This window comes from Sorangium aterium, assembly GCF_028368935.1.
GTDB classification, from domain to species: domain Bacteria; phylum Myxococcota_A; class Polyangia; order Polyangiales; family Polyangiaceae; genus Sorangium; species Sorangium atrum.
In genome coordinates, this window is the sequence record NZ_JAQNDK010000004.1 from 486,442 (window position 1) to 504,716 (window position 18,275).

Annotated in this window: 16 protein-coding genes; 8 read left to right on the forward strand and 8 right to left on the reverse strand. The window is 70.3% G+C overall.

Features of this window, described 5'->3' with window-relative positions; genetic code table 11:
* The first annotated feature begins 589 nt into the window (after nt 1-589).
* Nucleotides 590-898 (forward strand): DUF6968 family protein, encoded by a 309-nt coding sequence (locus tag POL72_RS51930; protein WP_373372270.1) that lies wholly within the window; start codon nt 590-592, stop codon nt 896-898.
* 174 nt (nt 899-1,072) lie between these two features.
* Here the strand turns inward: POL72_RS51930 and POL72_RS33210 are convergent, their stop codons facing one another.
* The 4 genes from POL72_RS33210 to POL72_RS33225 all read right to left on the reverse strand — a co-directional run bounded on the left by POL72_RS33210 (nt 1,073) and on the right by POL72_RS33225 (nt 6,281).
* The gene (locus POL72_RS33210) at nt 1,073-2,200 is read right to left on the reverse strand and encodes a hypothetical protein (protein WP_272100737.1); all 1,128 of its coding nucleotides are present in this window, start codon (nt 2,198-2,200) and stop codon (nt 1,073-1,075) included.
* Nucleotides 2,201-2,352: 152 nt separating this feature from the next.
* Nucleotides 2,353-3,240: a hypothetical protein gene (locus POL72_RS33215; protein ID WP_272100739.1), complete on the reverse strand. Its 888-nt coding sequence runs from the start codon at nt 3,238-3,240 to the stop codon at nt 2,353-2,355.
* A gap of 275 nt (nt 3,241-3,515) precedes the next feature.
* Nucleotides 3,516-4,946 carry a sigma factor-like helix-turn-helix DNA-binding protein gene (locus tag POL72_RS33220; RefSeq protein ID WP_272100741.1) on the reverse strand — a complete coding sequence of 477 codons (1,431 nt, stop codon included), beginning with the start codon at nt 4,944-4,946 and terminating at the stop codon, nt 3,516-3,518.
* A gap of 441 nt (nt 4,947-5,387) precedes the next feature.
* A complete protein-coding gene (locus POL72_RS33225) occupies nt 5,388-6,281 on the reverse strand; it encodes a hypothetical protein (RefSeq protein ID WP_272100743.1) in 894 nt (297 codons plus the stop codon).
* A gap of 373 nt (nt 6,282-6,654) precedes the next feature.
* Between POL72_RS33225 and POL72_RS33230 the strand changes: the two genes are divergently transcribed.
* The 4 genes from POL72_RS33230 to POL72_RS33245 all read left to right on the forward strand — a co-directional run bounded on the left by POL72_RS33230 (nt 6,655) and on the right by POL72_RS33245 (nt 11,677).
* Nucleotides 6,655-7,863 (forward strand): efflux RND transporter periplasmic adaptor subunit, encoded by a 1,209-nt coding sequence (locus tag POL72_RS33230; RefSeq protein ID WP_272100744.1) that lies wholly within the window; start codon nt 6,655-6,657, stop codon nt 7,861-7,863.
* A 1-nt stretch (nt 7,864) separates the two neighbouring features.
* On the forward strand, nt 7,865-9,085 hold the full coding sequence (locus tag POL72_RS33235) for an ABC transporter permease (RefSeq protein WP_272100746.1): 1,221 nt from the start codon (nt 7,865-7,867) through the stop codon (nt 9,083-9,085).
* Complete coding sequence (locus POL72_RS33240) at nt 9,078-9,764, forward strand: ABC transporter ATP-binding protein (RefSeq protein ID WP_272100748.1); 687 nt, start codon at nt 9,078-9,080, stop codon at nt 9,762-9,764. The genes POL72_RS33235 and POL72_RS33240 overlap by 8 nt, the downstream gene beginning before the upstream one ends.
* Nucleotides 9,765-10,612: 848 nt before the next feature.
* Nucleotides 10,613-11,677, forward strand: a complete 1,065-nt coding sequence (locus tag POL72_RS33245) for an NAD(P)-dependent alcohol dehydrogenase (protein ID WP_272100749.1) — start codon at nt 10,613-10,615, stop codon at nt 11,675-11,677.
* 150 nt (nt 11,678-11,827) lie between these two features.
* Here the strand turns inward: POL72_RS33245 and POL72_RS33250 are convergent, their stop codons facing one another.
* Entirely contained in the window at nt 11,828-12,787 is a 960-nt protein-coding gene (locus POL72_RS33250) for a LysR family transcriptional regulator (RefSeq protein WP_272100751.1), read from the reverse strand.
* 149 nt (nt 12,788-12,936) lie between these two features.
* On the opposite strand from POL72_RS33250, the gene POL72_RS33255 reads away from it, so the two are divergent.
* Together POL72_RS33255 and POL72_RS33260 are read left to right on the forward strand one after the other, a co-directional pair.
* Nucleotides 12,937-13,476, forward strand: coding sequence for a cupin domain-containing protein (locus POL72_RS33255; RefSeq protein WP_272100752.1), 540 nt, complete (start codon nt 12,937-12,939; stop codon nt 13,474-13,476).
* Nucleotides 13,473-14,900: an MFS transporter gene (locus POL72_RS33260; protein ID WP_272100754.1), complete on the forward strand. Its 1,428-nt coding sequence runs from the start codon at nt 13,473-13,475 to the stop codon at nt 14,898-14,900. The genes POL72_RS33255 and POL72_RS33260 overlap by 4 nt, the downstream gene beginning before the upstream one ends.
* A 99-nt stretch (nt 14,901-14,999) precedes the next feature.
* Here POL72_RS33260 and POL72_RS33265 read toward each other — a convergent pair whose 3' ends face one another.
* Nucleotides 15,000-15,743 carry an SDR family oxidoreductase gene (locus POL72_RS33265; RefSeq protein WP_272100756.1) on the reverse strand — a complete coding sequence of 248 codons (744 nt, stop codon included), beginning with the start codon at nt 15,741-15,743 and terminating at the stop codon, nt 15,000-15,002.
* A gap of 158 nt (nt 15,744-15,901) precedes the next feature.
* Between POL72_RS33265 and POL72_RS51385 the strand changes: the two genes are divergently transcribed.
* Nucleotides 15,902-16,798, forward strand: a complete 897-nt coding sequence (locus tag POL72_RS51385) for an AraC family transcriptional regulator (protein ID WP_272100758.1) — start codon at nt 15,902-15,904, stop codon at nt 16,796-16,798.
* Here POL72_RS51385 and POL72_RS33275 read toward each other — a convergent pair.
* Both POL72_RS33275 and POL72_RS33280 read right to left on the reverse strand, forming a co-directional pair.
* Entirely contained in the window at nt 16,795-17,427 is a 633-nt protein-coding gene (locus POL72_RS33275; RefSeq protein WP_272100760.1) for a DNA-3-methyladenine glycosylase I, read from the reverse strand. The two genes, POL72_RS51385 and POL72_RS33275, sit on opposite strands and share 4 nt — an antisense overlap.
* Nucleotides 17,428-17,682: 255 nt before the next feature.
* Entirely contained in the window at nt 17,683-18,252 is a 570-nt protein-coding gene (locus tag POL72_RS33280; RefSeq protein ID WP_272100762.1) for a class I SAM-dependent methyltransferase, read from the reverse strand.
* Between the last annotated feature and the right edge of the window lie 23 nt (nt 18,253-18,275).

Genomic DNA, 18,275 nt, shown 5'->3' on the forward strand with positions numbered 1-18,275 from the left:
ACGGTTCCCGACGTGACCTGTTCATGTCCTAAAGCCTTTGTTTTCTAGTTCGGAAGAGATGCGGCACGCATCAGGGAAGCACACATGAGCTCGGCACACCGATCGCAACGGGCACGGCATGCGAACGATCACTACCACCATCACAGCAGCTCTCATTTGCTGTTCCATCCCTTCGTGTACGGTCGACCAGACGCCTGACTCGGAAGCCGTGTGGGACGATGAAACCCTGGAGGCTGGCGAACCGCTCGCAGCACGAGGAAGGTGCGAAGACGCGGTAGACGAGGGGGCTGACATCTGGAGGCTCATGTGTGGATCAGCGATGGATATATTCTTGACGCGGTATGACACGCGTCTCTGCCTTGCGGAGAGCAGCGAAGGGCGAGCCGTGGGCCACGCGAAGTGCCGTTCCAGTTGCCCGACTGCATGCCTCGCGCTTTCGACGCGATGGGAGCTCTACTGTGAAGAGCGCGCGCCCCTGCTCCTGAAGAGCATCTGCGAACAGGCGCGACAAAACGGGCAGAGGAGGTGCCTGAGCTCCTGTTGAGGTAGGGCGCTTGACATCGCCGAAGAGGGCGCTAGCTGGTGGGGCATGCCGGACGTGATTGCGGAACGTACCCTCGATCTGACACTTCCGAACGGGACGCACGAAAGCATCCGAGTGCGACTGTGGTCACCCGAGTACAGACCACACGCTATGTGCTGGGAAGCTGACGTGGAGGTCGCTGGAGCGGGGGACGCCCATAAGACCCACGGAGTCGGCATCGATGCTTTCCAGGCGCTGCACAGCGCGCTCTATTTGATCCCGTCGATGCTCGTCAAATATGAGGGTGTGGGCCGGCTCTCGTGGCTCGATGCGGAGTGGCTCGGGTTCCCAGAGATCAAACTCACTGAGCCGTGACTCCGGCGCGCTGACATGCCCGAACTCCGCCACACGGACGGCGGACGCTCAGGGGAAGGCCATCCACCATCGCCGTTAGCGGCCTTCGGAGACGACGCCGCCGGTTTGGGGGCGCCGGTAGGCGGTCGTTGCGCCAAGCGTCGGCTCGGCCGGGCGGCGGTGGCTCCGGCGAGCTCAGGCGATGCAGCAGAACGTGGACGGCTCGGCCGGCTGGAGCTCGCCGACGGGCTCGCCGCCCTGCGGTGCGCATGCGCCCGGCTCCACCTCCACGACCGCGGCCGACTTGCTCCCCAGGCCGAGGCCGGGCGGCGTCACCCCGCAAAACGGGACGCTCGAGTCGACGAGGGTCGACGCGACCAGGTCCGTGCATGCCGCGTCGCGGTACACGGACGCCATGATCGTGCACGAGGCGCCGGTCGGCTCGCCGCAGCTACAGGGGGTGCAATCGCGGCCGTCGAGCACGTCTTTATAGAAGACATGCCTCTGGGGGTAGCCCTCAGGACAGGCGGCGTCGCCCTCGTGATAGATGCAGGTCAGGAACGCAGGCGGCGCTGCCGGCGCGCACGTCGTCGCGTCGGCGCACGCGGTGTGCGCCCCGGCGACGCAGGCCGTCGCGCGCGTCGCCCACCAGAGCGCGTTCTGCGGGATGGGCTGCGGGGCTTCGATGCGCGGCGTGCAAGCGCCGGCCGTGACCGAGGGCGCCGCGATCGTCAGCGACTGCACGCAGGGCTCGCCGTTGCAGTCCTGATCGGCGGGGATCGCGCCGTCGGCGGTGCAGGCGCCGTCCCATGCGTCGGGCGCGGCGAACGGCGTCGCGACAGCGTCGGGCTCGTCGCCGGGGCACGAGGACGACGATGCGGCCCACGCAGTGGGGAGCGAACACGAGACCTCGGGCGGGTCGCACGCGCAGGTCGGGCACGTCTTCGGCACCTGCTGGAGATCGGCGAAGCCCTCGTACCCGATCGTCGGCGCGTCGGCGGGGCATTCGGGGGTGGCCTCCGGCGGACCGAACCAGAGGAGCGCCGGGCCGGACCAGCCGAGCGGGGCGGGGGAGACGCACTGGCCGGAGCACAGCGCGCTGTGGGCCTCACCGCCAGCGCCGCCCTGTCCGCCAGAGCCGCCCTGACCGCCGCCGTCACCACCACCACCGCCGCCCTGACCGCCGTCGCCGCCGTACTTCTCGCACCACTCAGGATAGTGGACGCGCTCTTCGTCCGAACAGGGGCCCTCAATGACGATGGGGGCTTGGGTGCAGCTCGCGGTCAATAGGACGCCTGCGAGGGCAAAGCTCGGAACGCGCATGCGTCGTACCCTATGGGAATGATGGCCCTGAGCGCAAGGCGGCTGTCGTACCGCGGGCCTGGCGCGCGCTGAGCATTCCCTCGGTCGTGAAACGTTACTCATTTTTTTTTGTCACCTTGGGGGAGGGCGGATATCTCTGCCGCCGGACCTCCTCATAGGTTCAGTTCGAGACCGATCCCGAATGCCGCACCGAGCGCGGGAGCGCTCCAGATTGCGCGTTCTGATTTGGCGATGCCTCCACGACGGAGGAGTGACGCGTCGATCGTGCGCTGAACCGCCTCGGCAGTTCCGTACCCAGAGAGGCCCTCTGACAGCGGCCACCTGACGCCGGCTCGCAGGCCAATTCCGGCACGAAGATTCAGCAGCATTCTCGCGATCCTTGGAGCTTCGGGCACGACACGGAGCACGCCGAGCTCTCCGACCCCGCACGCGAAGAGAAACTGCCGGTGAAGGCACAGGGCAGCGCTCGCGGTGAGCGCCGATGTCGCCACACGCACGTCGTCCACGTTGGTCGACAGCGATGAGAGCCCGCGGGCTTCCAGCGCGACCGACCATGCCGGCCAGCGTCCCGTGACCGCCAACGTCGGCCCAACCGCAACGCCGGGCGTCAGCCCCAGCGCCATCGTGGCGCCGGCGCCAACGCTCCACCGGAAGCGCTCCGCCGCAGCTTGCCCCGCACTGATCGAGGGCGGCGCCTGCACGGATCGCAGCTCGCGCGCCGGCGCCGCCTTGCCCGGCCGGCGGGCGGGTGGCGCCTCGCTCGGCGGCAGCGCCGGCTGCCCCGCGCACGGGCGCTCGGGGGAGCATGGCGCCTCGGCCGGCGTCGCGGGCTCTTCCTGCGGGGCCGGCGCTGCCTGCGGCGGCGGGCGCTCGCCCGGGTCGTCGAGCTGCACGGCGATGGACAGGGCTACCATCGAAACCAGCGTCTTGCAGTCGCCGCGGGTCCTGTAGCCGTCGGTCCAGCGCAACCTGCCGCGGCGATCGCGAAGGTACATCGATGCAATGAGCTCGCCCTGCTCTTGTTCTATCGACGCCGCCATCGCGAGCGGAGCCTCCGCGTCGAAGGGGTCGAAGCTCATGCGCCGGGCGATCTCCGCGCGCAGGAACTGCTCGTCGGGGCAGCGCTCGGCGCCTGGGCCGAGCGTGAGCTCGAGCCGCACGCGGGCCCGGCGCGGTCCGGGATCGGCCCGGGCCGGCGTGGCCGCGAGCTGCGCGATGGCGACCGCGACCAGCGAGGCGAGCGTTGCGCGCCATGCCTGCTTTCCCCGTCGCCGGCCGTGCGACGGGGGGCGCGCGCGTCGCGGCGGCTCTGCGCTCACGGCCGATCGTGCCCGGTCGTGCCGCCGGTCGTGGTGACCGGCAGCGCTCCTGCGCTCGACCGCAGCCGCTCGCGAAGCAACGTCAGCCGGCCGTGAGGAAACCGCTGAGCATGCGCATTGATGTGCTCCAGGGCGGCGGCGCGCTCGCCGTGCAACAGCGCCTGCCTGGCCGCATCAAGCAGCGCGAGCTCCTCGTCGAGCCGATCCTGGCTCTGGTCTGGGGGCGCCGGGGCGTGCCTCGATCCGGCCGGCTTGCGCTGGCCTGGCCCATCGGTCGTCCGTGCCGCGGGCGCTCGGGGGCTCTGGGTGTCTCGGGGGCTCTGGGTGTCTCGGGGGCTCTGGGCGTCGGCGGAGCGCGTTGCGTCGTCGGGGCGCGGCGCTTCACCGACAACGCCCCGGGGTCGCGGCTCCGGCGTCGGGGCCGGATGTGTGCTCCGCGCGACGACGAACGGTATCGCGGTCGGGCCGAGGTGGCGCGCCCAGTGCACCGGCGCTCGAGCGAGCCAGGCGGCCAGAAGCACGCCGCCGGCGACGCCTGCCGCACCCCACCCGAGCGCCGGTCGAAGGCCTCGGGCGACCGGGCGCGCGAGGCGCACGAAGCGTGCTCGCCACCGTGTCCCATCGACCCGCGCTCCGGCGCTCGGCGCGGCCGGGTCGCTCGCAGGCAGGATCGTCTCGCGGAGCGAACGCAACGAGGTCGCGGAGAACAGCGGGAGCACGAGGACGCTGGACCGGAGCGCCCGCCTCTCTTCGGGGCGCAGCCGCTTTTCGGCGGCGCGGTAGTCCCGGCGCGCGAGGCGCAGCCGGCTCGCGGCGGTGTGCTCGTTGAGCGAAAGGGCGCGCGCGATCTCGCGCATCGGGACGTCGTATGCGTCGGCCAGGACGAGAACGGCGCGGCGCTCGGGCGCGAGCTCCGACAGGAGGCGGATCGCGAGCGCGAGCCGCTCCTGCACGGCGATGTGATGCTCGCTGCTCGCCGCGATGTCTGCCTGCTGGAAGCAGGCGGCGTCCGCGAGCCCCACCGGCACCTCGCGGCGCCGGTAGGCGCGCTCCAGGTGATGGCGGACCTGCCGCCAGGCGATCCCGAAGAGCCACGACGCCTCCGCCCTCCAGTGCTCGCCGAGGCGCTCCGGTCGAGCTGGATCGGGCATGCCCGTGGGTGTGCTGCGCGGGCGAGGCGGCGTATCACCCGGCGCGCTGTCTGCGGCGACGGCGGCGGCCAGCGCGGGCGCTGCGGCGGATCCCGGGGCGTCTGGCGAGTCCACCAGGGCCGCGGCGCGCGCGCTGCTGGACCGCATCGGGTCGTACCGGGGGAAGCTGCGGTAGGCGCCCAGCAGGACGTCCTGACACAGGTCGTCGAGGTCGTCCTCGGCGACGCCGAGGAACCGGAGCATGCCAGGGAGGACGTGAACGGCGGTTGTGTGCATGGATGTCCAGGCGCCGTGCTGGACAGGGGCGGCCGGAGGACGAGAAAGGCTCATGCTCAGAATTACGGGGCGTTTCCCGCGGCCGTCACAGAATCGGACCGGGCCGAGGCCCCCTCCGACCCGATGCGGCCCCCCTCCGACCCGGTGCGATGCCAGCTCGGACGAGGGGCGACCCCCTCGACCACGGGGATGCCCGATGGGAGGGGGGCAGGTCCTCCAGCAGACCGAGGCCTCCAGCTGCCGTTCGCCGCGTGGCGAACCTGCCCGACCCTCCGATCTGCCGGGAGTTCGATGTCGGCGCCCTGCGCCCAGAGTGTCGTGATGTCACGATAGCGCGTGCGTGTGGTGGTTCCCCGTGAAGGTGACGGCGGTGGGGTGACGATGCCGTAGAAGGGGTGCTGGCCAACGGGCCGACATGCATGGATACCGGACCCGACTCGATCACCGACGCCGGGCAGTATCCGCAACGGCCCACGACGCTCGTAGCAGCTGGAGAGCCGACCGCGGACGGCTCGTCGGAGCGCACCGCGAGAGGATGATCTTCCAGCCGTTCCGTGCGCTCGCCGCCTCCGCGACGATGTCTGCGACCTCGCTCGGGTCCACCCGCTCTTCAGAGAGCCGCGCCGTCGCACCGTACTCCGCGGCGAGCGCACGGCGCTCGGCCGGGCCCTTGGCGCGCGAGAGGATGCACGCGTAGGCCTCGCACGAGTACGCGAACGTCTCTCGCTTGCGGTACTCGATGTCGAGGAGCCACTCCTTCGTCCGCGTCTCGCGAAGACCGACGGTCGCGCGCTTGCAGTTGTGGAAGATGTGGGCCGCCTCGTGAACGATGAAGTCGGCGAACGGATCGTCGTCCGCGAAGTACTCGACCGAGACATAGCAGGTCGTCCCCTCGCTCAAGCCAACGAGGCGCGGCGCGTCCTCGCCGAGCAGATCCACACCGAGGCTCGCGAGGTACAGGTTGGCGAGCGTCCACGCCGAGCTGTCGTATCCATGCTTCAGCAAGAGCGGCTCGATGTTCGCGCTCGTGACGAACACGACCGACGTCCCGAGCGTCGCGAGCACCGCGTCCTGCTCGACCCGCGGGAACAGCCCCCGCACCATCGGCTCGACCTTGCCGCGCGTGATGGCGACGGTGTCGGCGTGCGGCAGGGATTCGTGCGCGAGTCCTTCGGCTCGCCGCCGCACCTCGCGAACGAGCGCGCCTCGGAGCTCCTCGTGAGCGCGGTTCGCACGCTCCATGAACTCGCCGGGCCACGCCGCGTGGTGTGGGTCGGTCTCGCCGGTGCGGAGGTACCGCTCGACCTCGTCGGCGGCGCTGGGCACGTTGCTCACTGGCGCACTCTACTCGGGCAGCACTTCCGGTTTGGCAGCAATCGACGCGGACGGTGCGCGCCGGGTGGCCGCTTTTGCGGCAAGGAGGCTATTCGTGTTGGTGAGCTCGTACTTGCGCGGAAAGGCGGTGAAGAAAATCGGTGAAGTCGGCCCAGCGCGCAGTCAGCATCCGGGAGTGCTCGCGCGGGTCAAGGGTGCGCTCGCGACGCGAGCCGGCTGCGCCGCCCTTGACCCACGCTCCGCCCTCCCGGGCCGGAACCTCGAGCGATGGGCAAGCGGGCCTCCGGCGGGGGCTCCGTCTTTTCTCCTGCGCCAACGTTCCGCATGACGGGCCTCACAGGCCGCGTCGGTTTGGTGGTAAACGGTTCGGCAAATGAGGACGCTCTTACGGCGCCCTGGGCTCTGGCTCCTGATCGCGTTGCTCGCGGCCTCCACGATCGTGGTGGCGGTGCGCGCGCGTGGACCCAAGGTGAAGGTCGCCGTGGCCGCTCGAAAGGAGCTCGAGCAGCGCGTCGTCGCGAGCGGACGGGTGAGGGTGCCGACGCGCGTTCAGGTCGCGGCGCAGGTCCCGGGCCTCGTCGTCGCGGTCGGCGCGATCGAGGGGCAACGCGTGAAGGCGGGCGATCTCCTCGTGCAGATCGACGACGCCGAGGCGCGCGCGGCGGTGTCGCAGGCGAAGGCCGCCGTCGACCAGGCGAGCGCGCGCGTCGAGCAGCTCCGCCGCGTCGGCGCGATCGTCGCGACGGAGGCGCTCCGTCAAGCGGAGACGAACCTCGAGCGTGCCGAGGTCGAGCTCGCGCGGGTGCGAGAGCTCTCGGCGTCGGGCGCGGTCGCTCAAGCCGAGCTCGACAACGCCCAGCACAGCGTCGAGCTCGCGCGCGCGCAAAAGGTCGCGGCGGAGGCGCAACGTATCGCGTCGACGCCGATGGGCGCGGACTCCCGCGTCGCGCTGACCGCGCTCCTCCAGGCGCAGGCGCAGCACGTCGGCGCGACCGTTCGCCTCGCGCAGACGCGGATCGTGGCGCATCAGGACGGCGTCGTGCTCACGCGCTCCGTGGAGCCCGGCGACGTCGTGCAGCCGGCGCGAACGTTGATGGTGCTCGCCGCGGACGGGAGCCCGCAGCTCGTCTTCCAGCCCGATGAGCGGAACCTCGCGTGGATCGCGCTGGGGCAGAAGGCGCGCGCTTCCGCGGACGCATATCCGCAACAGCTGTTCGACGCCGAGGTGAGCTATATCGCGCCTTCCATCGATCCGCAGAGAGGCAGTGTCGAGGTGCGCCTCGCGGTGCCGAGCGCGCCAGCCTTTCTCTTGCCCGACATGACCGTATCCATCGATCTCTCGGTCGCTCGGCGCGAGAGTGCGCTCGTCGTTCCGAGCGACGCCGTGCGCGACGCGGCGACGTCGGCGCCTTGGCTGTTCGCCGTCGAGGGCGATCGCCTCGTGCGCAAGGACGTGAAGCTGGGCATCCGCGGAGAGGGCGCCGTCGAGGTCGTCGAGGGCCTCGGCGAGGGGAGCGTCGTTGTGTTGCCCGACGGACGGGTCCATGCGCCGGGCCAGCGCGTGCGCACGGAGCTCGATTGAGATGCCGTTCGAATGGTTCGTGGCGCTCCGTTACCTGCGCGACGCGAAGGGGCAGACCGCGCTGATCCTCGCGGCGGTGTCGGTGGGCGTGAGCGTCATTGTCTTCCTCTCCGCGCTGATCAACGGCCTTCAGGTGTCGCTCATCGACAAGACGCTCGGCTCGCAGCCGCACATCACGTTGCAGGTGCAGCGCGAAGCGGCGCGCCCGCTCGTCGACCCCTCGAACGATCTCGCCGTCGCGCGCTCCGTGCAGCCCGCGCCGCAGCGCCTTCGCTCCATCGACCAGTGGCCGCTCGTCATGGCCGACGCGGAGCGCACCGCCGGCGTCGTCGCCGCGTCGGCGGCGATCGTGGGCGCCGGCTTTGCCGTCCGCGCCGAGGCGAAGAACGCCATCGTCGTGCGCGGCGTCGATCCGGAGCGCTTCCTCGCGATCATCGACGTCCGGAAGCGCATGCGCGCGGGCCGGTTCGACGTCGCCGGGGGCGACGCGGTCATCGGTGTCGTGCTCGCGAACGAGCTCGGCGTCGGGGTCGGCGACAAGATCCGGATCACGACCACCGAAGGGATCGACGATGTCGTCGCGATCACGGGCGTCTTCTCGCTCGGCAACGAGGCGGTCGACAAGACCTGGGTGATCACGTCGCTCCGCAGGGCGCAGACGCTCTATGCGCTCCCCGGCGGCGCGACCTCGATCGAGCTCAAGGTCGCCGACGTGTTCGCCGCCGAGGCCGTCGCGGGCGAGCTGCGCGGGAGGACGGGGCTGAAGGCGGACAGCTGGATGAAGATCAACGCCGAGCTGCTCACCGGCCTCTCGGCGCAAAGCAGCTCGAAGAGCATGATCCAGTTCTTCGTCGTCCTCGCGGTCGCGCTGGGAATCGCGAGTGTGCTCATCGTGTCGGTCGTCCAGAAGTCGCGCGAGATAGGCATCCTCCGCGCGGTCGGCACGCCGCGGGGCCGCGTCCTGCGCATCTTCCTGATCCAGGGCGCGGTCCTCGGGCTCCTCGGGTCGTTCGTCGGATCGGCGCTCGGGGCGCTCCTGTCGAAGCTCTTCGAGGGCCTCGTGCGCGGGCCCGACGGCGCCCCGAAGTTTCCCGTGCAGCTCGATCTCGAGCTCTTCGTGCTCGCGACCGCCCTCGCGGTCGGCGTGGGGCTCCTCGCCGCCGTGCTCCCCGCCCGGCGCGCCTCGAGGCTCGATCCGGCGTTGGCGATCCGCAATGGCTGATCCGCTGCTCGTCGTCGAAGGCGTGGTGAAGGAATACGGCCAGGCCGTCGTCTCGCGCGCGCTCGACGGAGTCGATCTCCGGCTCGAGAGGGGCGAGTTCGCCGCGCTGATCGGTCCGTCCGGCTCCGGCAAGAGCACTCTGCTCAACATCATCGGCCTGCTCGACCGGCCGACGCGCGGGCGCGTGGTGGTCGACGGCAAGGACACGACGGGGCTCGACGAGGCGAGCCTCACCCGGCTTCGCGCGCGGACGCTCGGCTTCGTGTTCCAGTTCCATCACCTCTTGCCGATGTTCACCGCGCTCGAGAACGTGATGCTGCCCGCCTGGGGCGACGAGGGATTCCCTTCGTCGACCATGAAGGCGCGCGCGGCCGAGCTGCTTAGAGCGGTGGGGCTCGCCGATCGGATGAACTTCAGGGCGACCGCCCTCTCGGGCGGCCAGCAGCAACGCGTGGCCATCGCGCGCGCGCTGTCGCGCCGACCGCCGCTCGTCCTCGCCGACGAGCCGACAGGGAACCTCGACACCGAGTCGTCGGCCGAGGTCTTCGCGTTGATGCGCCGCTTCAACCGCGAGCTCGGCACGACGTTCCTCGTCGTCACGCACGATCCGCGCATCGCGGAGCAGTGCGAACGCGTGATCGAGATCGTCGACGGGCGCATCGCCAGCGACCGCGTATGAGGGGCATTCAGGCGTCGCAAGGAGACGCGGCCCGGCGCCTCGCGAGCCGCTCCTCGAGCTCGAGGACGAGACGCCGCCGAGGTCTCGTTTCCACGTGCGTTCGGCGCTCGGCCAGCACGATGCGCGCGTGAACAGTGTCCGCGTAGAGAGCGCCGCGGGCCTGCGTCGCTCACTCGTCTGCGCGCTTCCAGTCCGCTCCCGATGCGGCCGCTCGGCACCGCGCCGTCGAGCGTGTCCGCAACCAGCGTCAGCTTCTTGAGGTCGAGTCGTATCGGTGACGCCGAGGAACCGGAGCATGCCCGGGAGGACGTGAACGGCGGGTGCGTGCATGGATGTCCAGGCGCCGTGCTGGACCGGGGCGGCCGGAGGACGAGAAGGGCTCATGCTCAGAATTACGGGGCGTTTCCCGCGGCCGTCACAGAATCGGACCGGGACGAGGCCCCCTCCGACCCGATGCGGCCCCCTTCGACCCGATGCGATCCCATCCAGCTCGGACGAGGGGGGCGGCCCTCGTCGACCGGGTGGAACGCCCGAGGGGAGGGGAGCAGGTACTCCAGCAGACCTGGTACTGCGTCGCCTGAAACACCGAACGGGTTAAAACCCCGCGAAACCGCCCGGTTTCATGGCCCACCGCGCCCCAGGGCCCCCGGTGCGTCGATCGACAGGCATGCTGCTGCTGTGCACGCCGGCTCGTAAATTGGCGGATTTGTTGGGACTTCGGCCCGTTTGGCGCACTGGTTCACCGTCAACGCCGGGCGCATTATAGTGCCGCACGTGGCCCGGCAGCCAACGAGCGAGCAGGGCCGACCCTCCTCTTCCAGAAGCTCAAGCTCTTCCAGGAGTAAAAGATGACCGTGAAAGCCTTTGGTGCCCATGCCGCCGACAAGCCGCTCGAGGCGCTCGACATCTTTCGTCGCGCCCCGGGCGACCACGATGTGCAGATCGACATCGCCTACTGCGGCGTCTGCCACTCGGACCTGCACACCGTCCGAGGTGAATGGGCGGGCACGCTCTATCCGTGCGTTCCTGGGCACGAGATCGTGGGGCGGGTGTCCGCTGTGGGTGCCCAGGTATCTCGCTTCAAGAAGGGCGAGCTGGTCGGCGTCGGTTGCATCGTCGACAGCTGCGGTCGCTGCGCGTCCTGCGCCGAACACCTCGAGCAGTACTGCGAGAGGGGCATGACGCTCACCTACAACTCTCCGACCCCGGACGCCCCCGGGCACACGCTGGGCGGCTACTCCCAGCGGATCGTCGTCAACGACAGGTACGTGGTGAAGATCACCCATCGCGAGGATCAGCTGGCGGCCGTCGCCCCGCTGCTCTGCGCCGGCATCACCACCTATTCGCCGCTCCGGCACTGGAACGCCGGGCCCGGCAAGAAGATCGGCGTGGTGGGCATCGGCGGGCTCGGCCACATGGGCGTCAAGCTCGCCCACGCGATGGGCGCGCACACCGTCGCGTTCACGACGTCGGAGTCGAAGCGGCAGGACGCCAAGGCCCTCGGCGCGGACGAGGTGGTGGTGTCGCGCAACGCGAGCGAGATGGACGCTCACGCCGACAGCTTCGACATGATCCTGGACACGGTCGCGGTGAGCCACGACCTCGACGCCTTTACGCGGCTGCTCAGGCGGGACGGCGCCCTGGTGCTCGTGGGCGTGCCGAAGGACGCCCACCCGTCGCCCGCCGTCTTCAACCTCGTGCTCAAGCGCAGGACGATCGCCGGGTCGACGATCGGCGGCATCGCCGAGACGCAGGAGATGCTCGATTTCTGCGCGGAGAAGGGGATCGTCGCCGACATCGAGGTGATTCCGATCCAGCGGATCGAACAGGCGTACGAGCGGATGCTCAAAAGCGACGTCAAGTATCGCTTCGTCATCGACACCGCCAGCCTGGCCGCCGGGCCACAGGGGTAAAGCCCTAGTACTACAGCCGTACTTGCGGCCCATCTGCGGCTGTAGGCGGGCGGACGGACAGGGATTTCTCGACGATTTTGATGCCTACAGCCGCACCTCGGACCAAGTACGGCTGTAGTACTAGGTCATCGTCAAAGCTGAAGGGCGGCGCTAGCCCCTTCGCCTCTTCCGTGGCTCGCGGCGCTGCCCAGTACGCCTGTTCCGCGCCACCGTCTCTTCCCCGCCTGCCACGACCTCCCGCACGCTGTCGCGCAACCAGCGGTGAGCGGGGTCTGCGTCCAGCCTCGGGTGCCACAGCAACGAGACGGTGATCTCCGGCGCGGCGAAGGGCAGCGCGAAGCTGAACAGGCCTTCGCGCAGGCTCCTTGTGTGGTGCTCCGGAACGGTGGCGATCAGATCGGTCGCGCGCGCCAGGGCGATCGCAGTCGCGAACCCGCCGACGATGGTCACCACCTCGCGCGCAAGACCGAGCGCCGCCAGGTTCTCGTCGATGCGCCCCTTGGCCACGCCGCGCCGTGAGAACACGACGTGGCGTCCGGCGGCGTAGCTCGCGGGCGTGATCTTCGCGCGGCTGAGGGGGTGGTCGCTTCGCACGACGCCGATGAAGCGGTCGCGGAACAGCGCCTGGGTGCGCAGCTCGGGGCTCGTGTCTTCGTCGACGACGCCCGTCTCGAGGTCGACGGCGCCAGTGCGCAGCGGCGCGCTGTCCTTGTCGGGCTTGGCCACGAAGCGCAGCCGGACGCCTGGCGCCTGGGCGCCGGCGCGCTCGATCAGGGCTGGACCGAAGCTCTCGACGAAGCCCTCGCTGGTGCGCAGCGTGAAGGTGCGCGCCAGGCGCTTCAGGTCGAGCTTCTCGGCAGGGCGCAGGACGGCCTCGACGCCCTGCACCAGGTGGCTCACGCGCTCGCGCAGCTCGAGCGCGCGCGGGGTCGGCACCAGGCCGCGTCCAGCGCGCACCAGCAGAGGGTCTCCCAGGGTCTCCCGCAGGCGCGCGAGCGCACGGCTCATCGCCGAGGGGCTCAGGCGCAGGCGTCGGGCCGCGCCGGTGACGCTGCCTTCCGTGAGCAGCACGTCGAGCGTCACGAGCAGGTTCAGGTCGGGCAGCGCCATGCCGCCAGGCTAGCAGAGGCCGGGGCGAACCATGGCGTCAAACGCAAAGGTAGATTGCATCCGTTGCACGTTCCGCAATCCGTGCCGGCGTCCTAGCTTGGACCTCGAAGCGCGGATCACGTCGATTCGAGCCGAGCCGGAGGCCACCCATGACCGAGAACGCCCTTGAACTGTTCATCCATCGCACCCGCGCCAGCTGGGGACCGCTCAGCAGCGATCTGGTCGCCAGCTGTCGCGATCACCTGGAACAGCTGGCGAAGTCGCACGCTGCCGAGCCCTGGCTCGCGGCGCTGCACGAGGAGGCGCCCGCGTCCAGGGAGCTCTACCGGGATGCGAAGGACGGCTTCGTGCTTCAGGCCCACACCGAGCAGGCCGGGCTCTACCGCCCGCCGCACGACCACGGTCGCAGCTGGGTGATCTACGCCCTTCAGCGCGGAGAGATCGCGATGTCGACCTACGCTCGCGTCGAGACCGGAGCCGGCGTCCAGCTGGTCAAGCGTGACGAGACGCTGTTGCGCGCCGGGCAGGCGCAGCTGTTCTTGCCGGGGGACATCCACGACACGCGCTGCGTTTCCGGCCCGGCGCTGCTGTTCCGTTTCACCGAGCGCGATCTCAAACAGGAAGATCAGGTCGCGCGGCGCGTCACCCGCTATGTCGAGCGCAACGGCGTCTGGACGGTGGGAACATGATGGCGCTGCGCACCTCGATCGCGGGCGCGCCCCTGCCGCGCGAGGCGCCCGATCAGGCGGCTTCCAGCGTGCGCGGCCCGGCGCGCACGGAGGCGATTGCGTGCGTGCTCGCGGCCATGGTGCTCGTGGTGCTCTCCGCAGGCATCGCCAACGTGGCGCTGCCCGTGCTCGCGCACGCATTCCAGGTGACGCCCGCCGTGTCGGTGCGCGTCGTCAGCGCCTACCAGCTCGGGCTGGTGATGGCGCTGTTGCCGTGCGCCGCGCTGGGCGAGCGCCTGGGCTATCGCGCCGTGTTCACGGCGGGCGTCGGGCTGTTCACGGGCGCGTCGTTGCTGTGTGCCCTAGCGCCATCGCTCCACTGGCTGGTCGCTGCGCGCTTTTTGCAGGGGCTCGGGGGCGCCGCCGTGATGGCGCTCGGGGTGGCGTTGCTGCGCTTCGTGGTTCCGCAGGCGCAGCTGGCAGCCGCCATCGGCTGGAACGCGCTCGCCGTGGCGCTTTCCTCTGCCGCAGCGCCCACGGTCGGCGCCGTGCTGCTCTCCAGCGCAAGCTGGCCCTGGCTGTTCGCCGTCAATCTTCCGCTCGGCGTGGCGGTGCTGCTCGCCACGCGCGGCCTCCCCGACGTCCCCGGCGCGGCGCGAGCGCTGGACGCGACAAGCATGGCGCTGAACGCGGGGGCCTTCGGCGCGCTCATCGCGGGCGCGGAGCAGCTGCCGGCAAAGCCAGCGCTCGGGGTAGGCTTGCTTGCCGCATCCGTCCTGAGCGCGGCGCTGTTGCTCCGCCGCGAGCTGCCGAAGGAGGCGCCCCTGGTGCCGCTCGACCTGCTGCGCAGCCGATCATTTCGCATCTCCGTGATCGCGTCGGTCGCGTGCTTCGCGGGACAGGCCTCGGCGCTTGTCGCGCTGCCCTTCTATCTGCGGCACGGCTTCGGCCAAGAGGCCCTGACCACCGGACTGCTGATCACCCCCTGGCCGCTGAGCGTGGCCATCGTGGCGCCCGTCGCGGGCCGCCTCGCCAACCGCATCTCCACGGCCTGGCTGTGCGCGACGGGCGCGGTGTGTCTCGCGCTGGGGCTCGCTGCGCTCGCGCTGATGCCGGCGCACGGCAGCGCGCTTTCGCTGGTGCCGTTCGTGGCGCTGTGCGGCGCAGGCTTTGGCCTGTTCCAGGTGCCGAACAACCGCAACATGTTCCTCGCGGCGCCGCGCGCGCGGAGCGCCGCCGCGGGCGGCATGCAGGGCACCGCGCGGCTGGCCGGCCAGACGGCAGGCGCCGTCGTCATGACCTTGCTCTTCACGCTCACGCCGCTCGAGGCCGCGCCGCGCATCGGCCTCGGTATCGGCGCCCTGCTGACCCTGGGCGCCGGGACCGTCAGCACGCTGCGCGCTGGCTCGCACCGCGACCATGACGGTGGGGGGATGGGCACATGAACAGCGCTCGAGCAGATGGCGCCGCGGGCGAGAAGGAGCGCGCGACGAGGGCGCTCCGGTCGCGGCGCGCGACGATCCCCCGCGTCCCGTCGACGGTGCCTATGTCGATCGAGCCAGCGCCAGCGCGTCGGGGCCGGCCGGAAAACGGAGCTTCCCCGTCGCGTCGTTCGCGGCGCGCCAGACGACCTCGGCCACGTCGGACTCCCTCGTCACCGCGGACGGTTGCCCGAGAGATGCGAAGATGCGCTGTGCGAAGGGCGCGTACGCCTCGGGGATCAGCCCCTGCATGCGGGCCCCCCCGTTGCTCGTGAAGCTCGTGCTCGGGCCATAGCCCGGCTCGACGAGCTTCACGCGCACATTGAACTCCTCGAGCTCGAACGCGAGCGACGCGGTGAACCCTTCGATGGCCACCTTGCTCGCCGTGTACACGGCCACCAGCGGCATGGGCGCCAGCGTCGCGCTCGAGGTCACGTTCACGATCACCCCCGACCTGCGCGCGCGGAGCTGGGGCAGCACGGCCTGCGTCATCGCCATCACGCCGAAGGTGTTGGTCTCGAACACGTCGCGCACCGTGGTCATCGGCGTGACCTCGAAGGCGCCCATGAGCCCGATACCCGCGTTGTTGACGAGCACGTCGATGGGCCCGCTCTCCTCGAGCGCGGCCGCGATGCTCTCGGGCTTCGTCACATCGAGCGCGACCACGCGCAGCCGGTCCGAGCGGCTCAGGACGCCCTCGCGCGGCGTGCGCATGGTCGCGACCACGTTCCAGCCCTGCGCGTGGAAATGGCGCGCCGTCTCGAGGCCATAGCCAGAAGAACAACCCGTGATGAGCACCGTCTTCATCGCATCACCTCCCCGCGAGACTCGCCATGAAATCCAACCGTCGCCTTCATGTAAACCCCTCTGCCGCGGCGCGCGCGGCGTTGATGGGGGTAAAGTAGTCGCGGCACGCCGGACGATCTATGATGTACAGTCCGTATTTCGTTTGTTAGAGTCCGGACGTGAGCGACCCTCTCTCCGAAGTCATCGCGCTGCTCCAGCCGCGCGCCGTGTTCTCGAAGGTCATCAGCGGAGCCGGCCGCTGGGGGGTTCGCTACTCGGATTTCGGCCAACCGAGCTTCTCTGCCGTGCTCGAGGGCAGCTGCCGTCTCGCTGTCGACGGTCAGCGCGCCGTCATGCTGGAGGCAGGTGATTTCGTGCTCCTGCCGGCGACGCCGGGCTTCACGCTGTCGGGCTTCGATCCGGTGAAGCCAGAGCGCATCGACCCCAAGATCGCGCCCGCGCCGACGGGCGAAGTCCGCCACGGCACGCGCGGCGGACGCCCCGACGCGCGGCTGCTCGGCGGCTATTTCGTCTTCGACGCGCCGGACGCGGCGCTCATGGTGTCGCTGCTGCCGGCGCTCGTGCACGTGCGCGGCGTCGAGCGGCTCTCGGTGCTGGTGCGGCTCGTCGGCGAGGAGTCGAACGAGCAGAAGGCGGGTCGCGACCTCGTGCTCACACGGCTCGTGGAGGTGATGCTCATCGAGGCGCTGCGGTCGACCTCAGGTGACGACGCGCCTCCGGGGCTCCTGCGCGGGCTGGCCGATGCGCGGCTCGCGCCGGCGATACGACACATGCACGGCCAGCTCTCGCGCTCGTGGACGATGGCCGAGCTCGCGAAGACGGCGGCGCTCTCGCGCTCGACGTTCTTCGAGCGCTTCACCCGCACCGTCGGCCTGCCGCCGATGGAATACCTGCTCGCCCTGCGCATGGCCGTCGCGAGGGATCTGCTCCGCCGCCACGACCTCGGGATCGCCGAGGTCGCCGCGCGCGTCGGCTACGGCTCGGCGAGCACCTTCAGCACGGCGTTCAGTCGACACGTGGGCCAGCCTCCCAGTCACTACGCGCGCGCGGGCTAGCCGCTGCTCGAGCCGTCAGCGCGGGGACGCTTGAATCGCTCGCGCGACCGCTCGACTTCTCCTCGGATGACGCAGCCCTCGACGTGATCGTTCACCAGCCCCATCGCCTGCATGAACGCGTACACCGTCGTGGGGCCGACGAACTTCCAGCCGAGCTTCTTCAGGTCCTTCGAGAGGGCGACCGACTCCGGCGAGGTCGATACGGTCTGCGGGGGCGCGAGCTGCTCCGCTCGGGGCTCGTAGCGCCAGAGGAACGCCGCCAGCGAGCCCTCTCGCTCGACGAGCTCTCTGGCGCATCGCGCGTTGTGGATGACGGCCTCGATCTTGCCGCGGTGGCGGATGATCCGCGCGTCTCCGAGGAGCCGCTCGACGTCCCGCCCGGTGAAGCGAGCGACCTTGTCGAAGTCGAAGCCGTGGAACACCGCGCGGAAGCTCTCACGCTTGGCGAGGATGGTGCGCCAGCTCAACCCGGACTGGAAGCCCTCGAGGCTCAGCTTCTCGAACAGGCGGCGATCGTCGCCGACAGGAAACCCCCACTCGAGATCGTGATAGTCGATGAACTCCGGCGCTGCGCCGGACCAGCGGCAACGCGCTCGGCCGTCGGGCCCCACGATCGTCGCGGCGCTCATGGCGCGTCGCCTCGCAGGAACCCGAGCCGCTCGTCGACTCGAACGATCTGAGCGCGCGTCGTCGGGTTGCTCACAGCGTCGCCTCGCCGGATGGCCGCTGTCGCAGCCGCGGAGAGTCGATCTCGTAGGACGGTCGTCCTGGGCTGTCAAGCGTCGCTGCGCCCGCCCTCGCGTGAACGCCGCTGGGCGCTGGTGATGACGGTGATCCCGGGAGTCTTTCCATCAATAGCGTGCTATGTATCCGGGCGACGCGAGCTACTCCGCCGAACGGACCAGCCAGTACCAGTGCGATCGGAGAAGGCGCCGGCGGCTCGCCTTGGCGTCGCGCAGCTCGAAGCGAGGAGCGAACGTCGTCTCCACGGCGGCGGCGTCGAGCGGGATGCCGGCCGGCGCCGCGTCCAGCGCCCAGATCAGGTGGGTGCCGCCCGGCGCGAGGAGGCGGGAGATCTCCGATACATAGAGGCCCTGCTGGGTCGCGTCGAGGCAATGGAAGCAGCCGACGTCGAACGACAGATCGAAGGGGCCGGTGAGCGCGTCCAGCTTCGTCACGTCGCCGACGAGGAAGTCCGGCCGGACCTCGTCCGCGGCCACGCGGGCGCGCGCCTTGGCGATGGCGACCGGGGAGAAATCGACGCCGGTGACGCGGAGCCCCTGCTGGGCGACGTAGCGCGAGAAGCGGCCGACGCCGCACCCGAGATCGAGCACGCCGTTCGGCGCTCCTCGGCGCACGAGCGCGGCGATCTCAGGAGGGATCCGAATATCTCCCCACAGGGTGAGGGGGCGGCGATAGGCGCGGTCGAAGTAGGCGCTGGTCGTGGATGACATGCGGTCTTCCGGGGTTCGGGTTG

Bases quoted from the DNA above. Each gene is read 5' to 3' on its own strand.
- POL72_RS33245 (WP_272100749.1), top strand. From the start codon at position 10,613: ATGACCGTGAAAGCCTTTGGTGCCCATGCCGCCGACAAGCCGCTCGAG.
- POL72_RS51930 (WP_373372270.1), top strand. From the start codon at position 590: ATGCCGGACGTGATTGCGGAACGTACCCTCGATCTGACACTTCCGAAC.
- POL72_RS33275 (WP_272100760.1), bottom strand. From the start codon at position 17,427: ATGAGCGCCGCGACGATCGTGGGGCCCGACGGCCGAGCGCGTTGCCGC.
- POL72_RS33235 (WP_272100746.1), top strand. From the start codon at position 7,865: ATGCCGTTCGAATGGTTCGTGGCGCTCCGTTACCTGCGCGACGCGAAG.
- POL72_RS33210 (WP_272100737.1), bottom strand. From the start codon at position 2,200: ATGCGCGTTCCGAGCTTTGCCCTCGCAGGCGTCCTATTGACCGCGAGC.
- POL72_RS33215 (WP_272100739.1), bottom strand. From the start codon at position 3,240: ATGGCGGCGTCGATAGAACAAGAGCAGGGCGAGCTCATTGCATCGATG.
- POL72_RS33280 (WP_272100762.1), bottom strand. From the start codon at position 18,252: ATGTCATCCACGACCAGCGCCTACTTCGACCGCGCCTATCGCCGCCCC.
- POL72_RS33250 (WP_272100751.1), bottom strand. From the start codon at position 12,787: ATGGCGCTGCCCGACCTGAACCTGCTCGTGACGCTCGACGTGCTGCTC.
- POL72_RS33265 (WP_272100756.1), bottom strand. From the start codon at position 15,743: ATGAAGACGGTGCTCATCACGGGTTGTTCTTCTGGCTATGGCCTCGAG.
- POL72_RS33220 (WP_272100741.1), bottom strand. From the start codon at position 4,946: ATGCACACAACCGCCGTTCACGTCCTCCCTGGCATGCTCCGGTTCCTC.
- POL72_RS33255 (WP_272100752.1), top strand. From the start codon at position 12,937: ATGACCGAGAACGCCCTTGAACTGTTCATCCATCGCACCCGCGCCAGC.
- POL72_RS33260 (WP_272100754.1), top strand. From the start codon at position 13,473: ATGATGGCGCTGCGCACCTCGATCGCGGGCGCGCCCCTGCCGCGCGAG.
- POL72_RS33230 (WP_272100744.1), top strand. From the start codon at position 6,655: ATGAGGACGCTCTTACGGCGCCCTGGGCTCTGGCTCCTGATCGCGTTG.
- POL72_RS33240 (WP_272100748.1), top strand. From the start codon at position 9,078: ATGGCTGATCCGCTGCTCGTCGTCGAAGGCGTGGTGAAGGAATACGGC.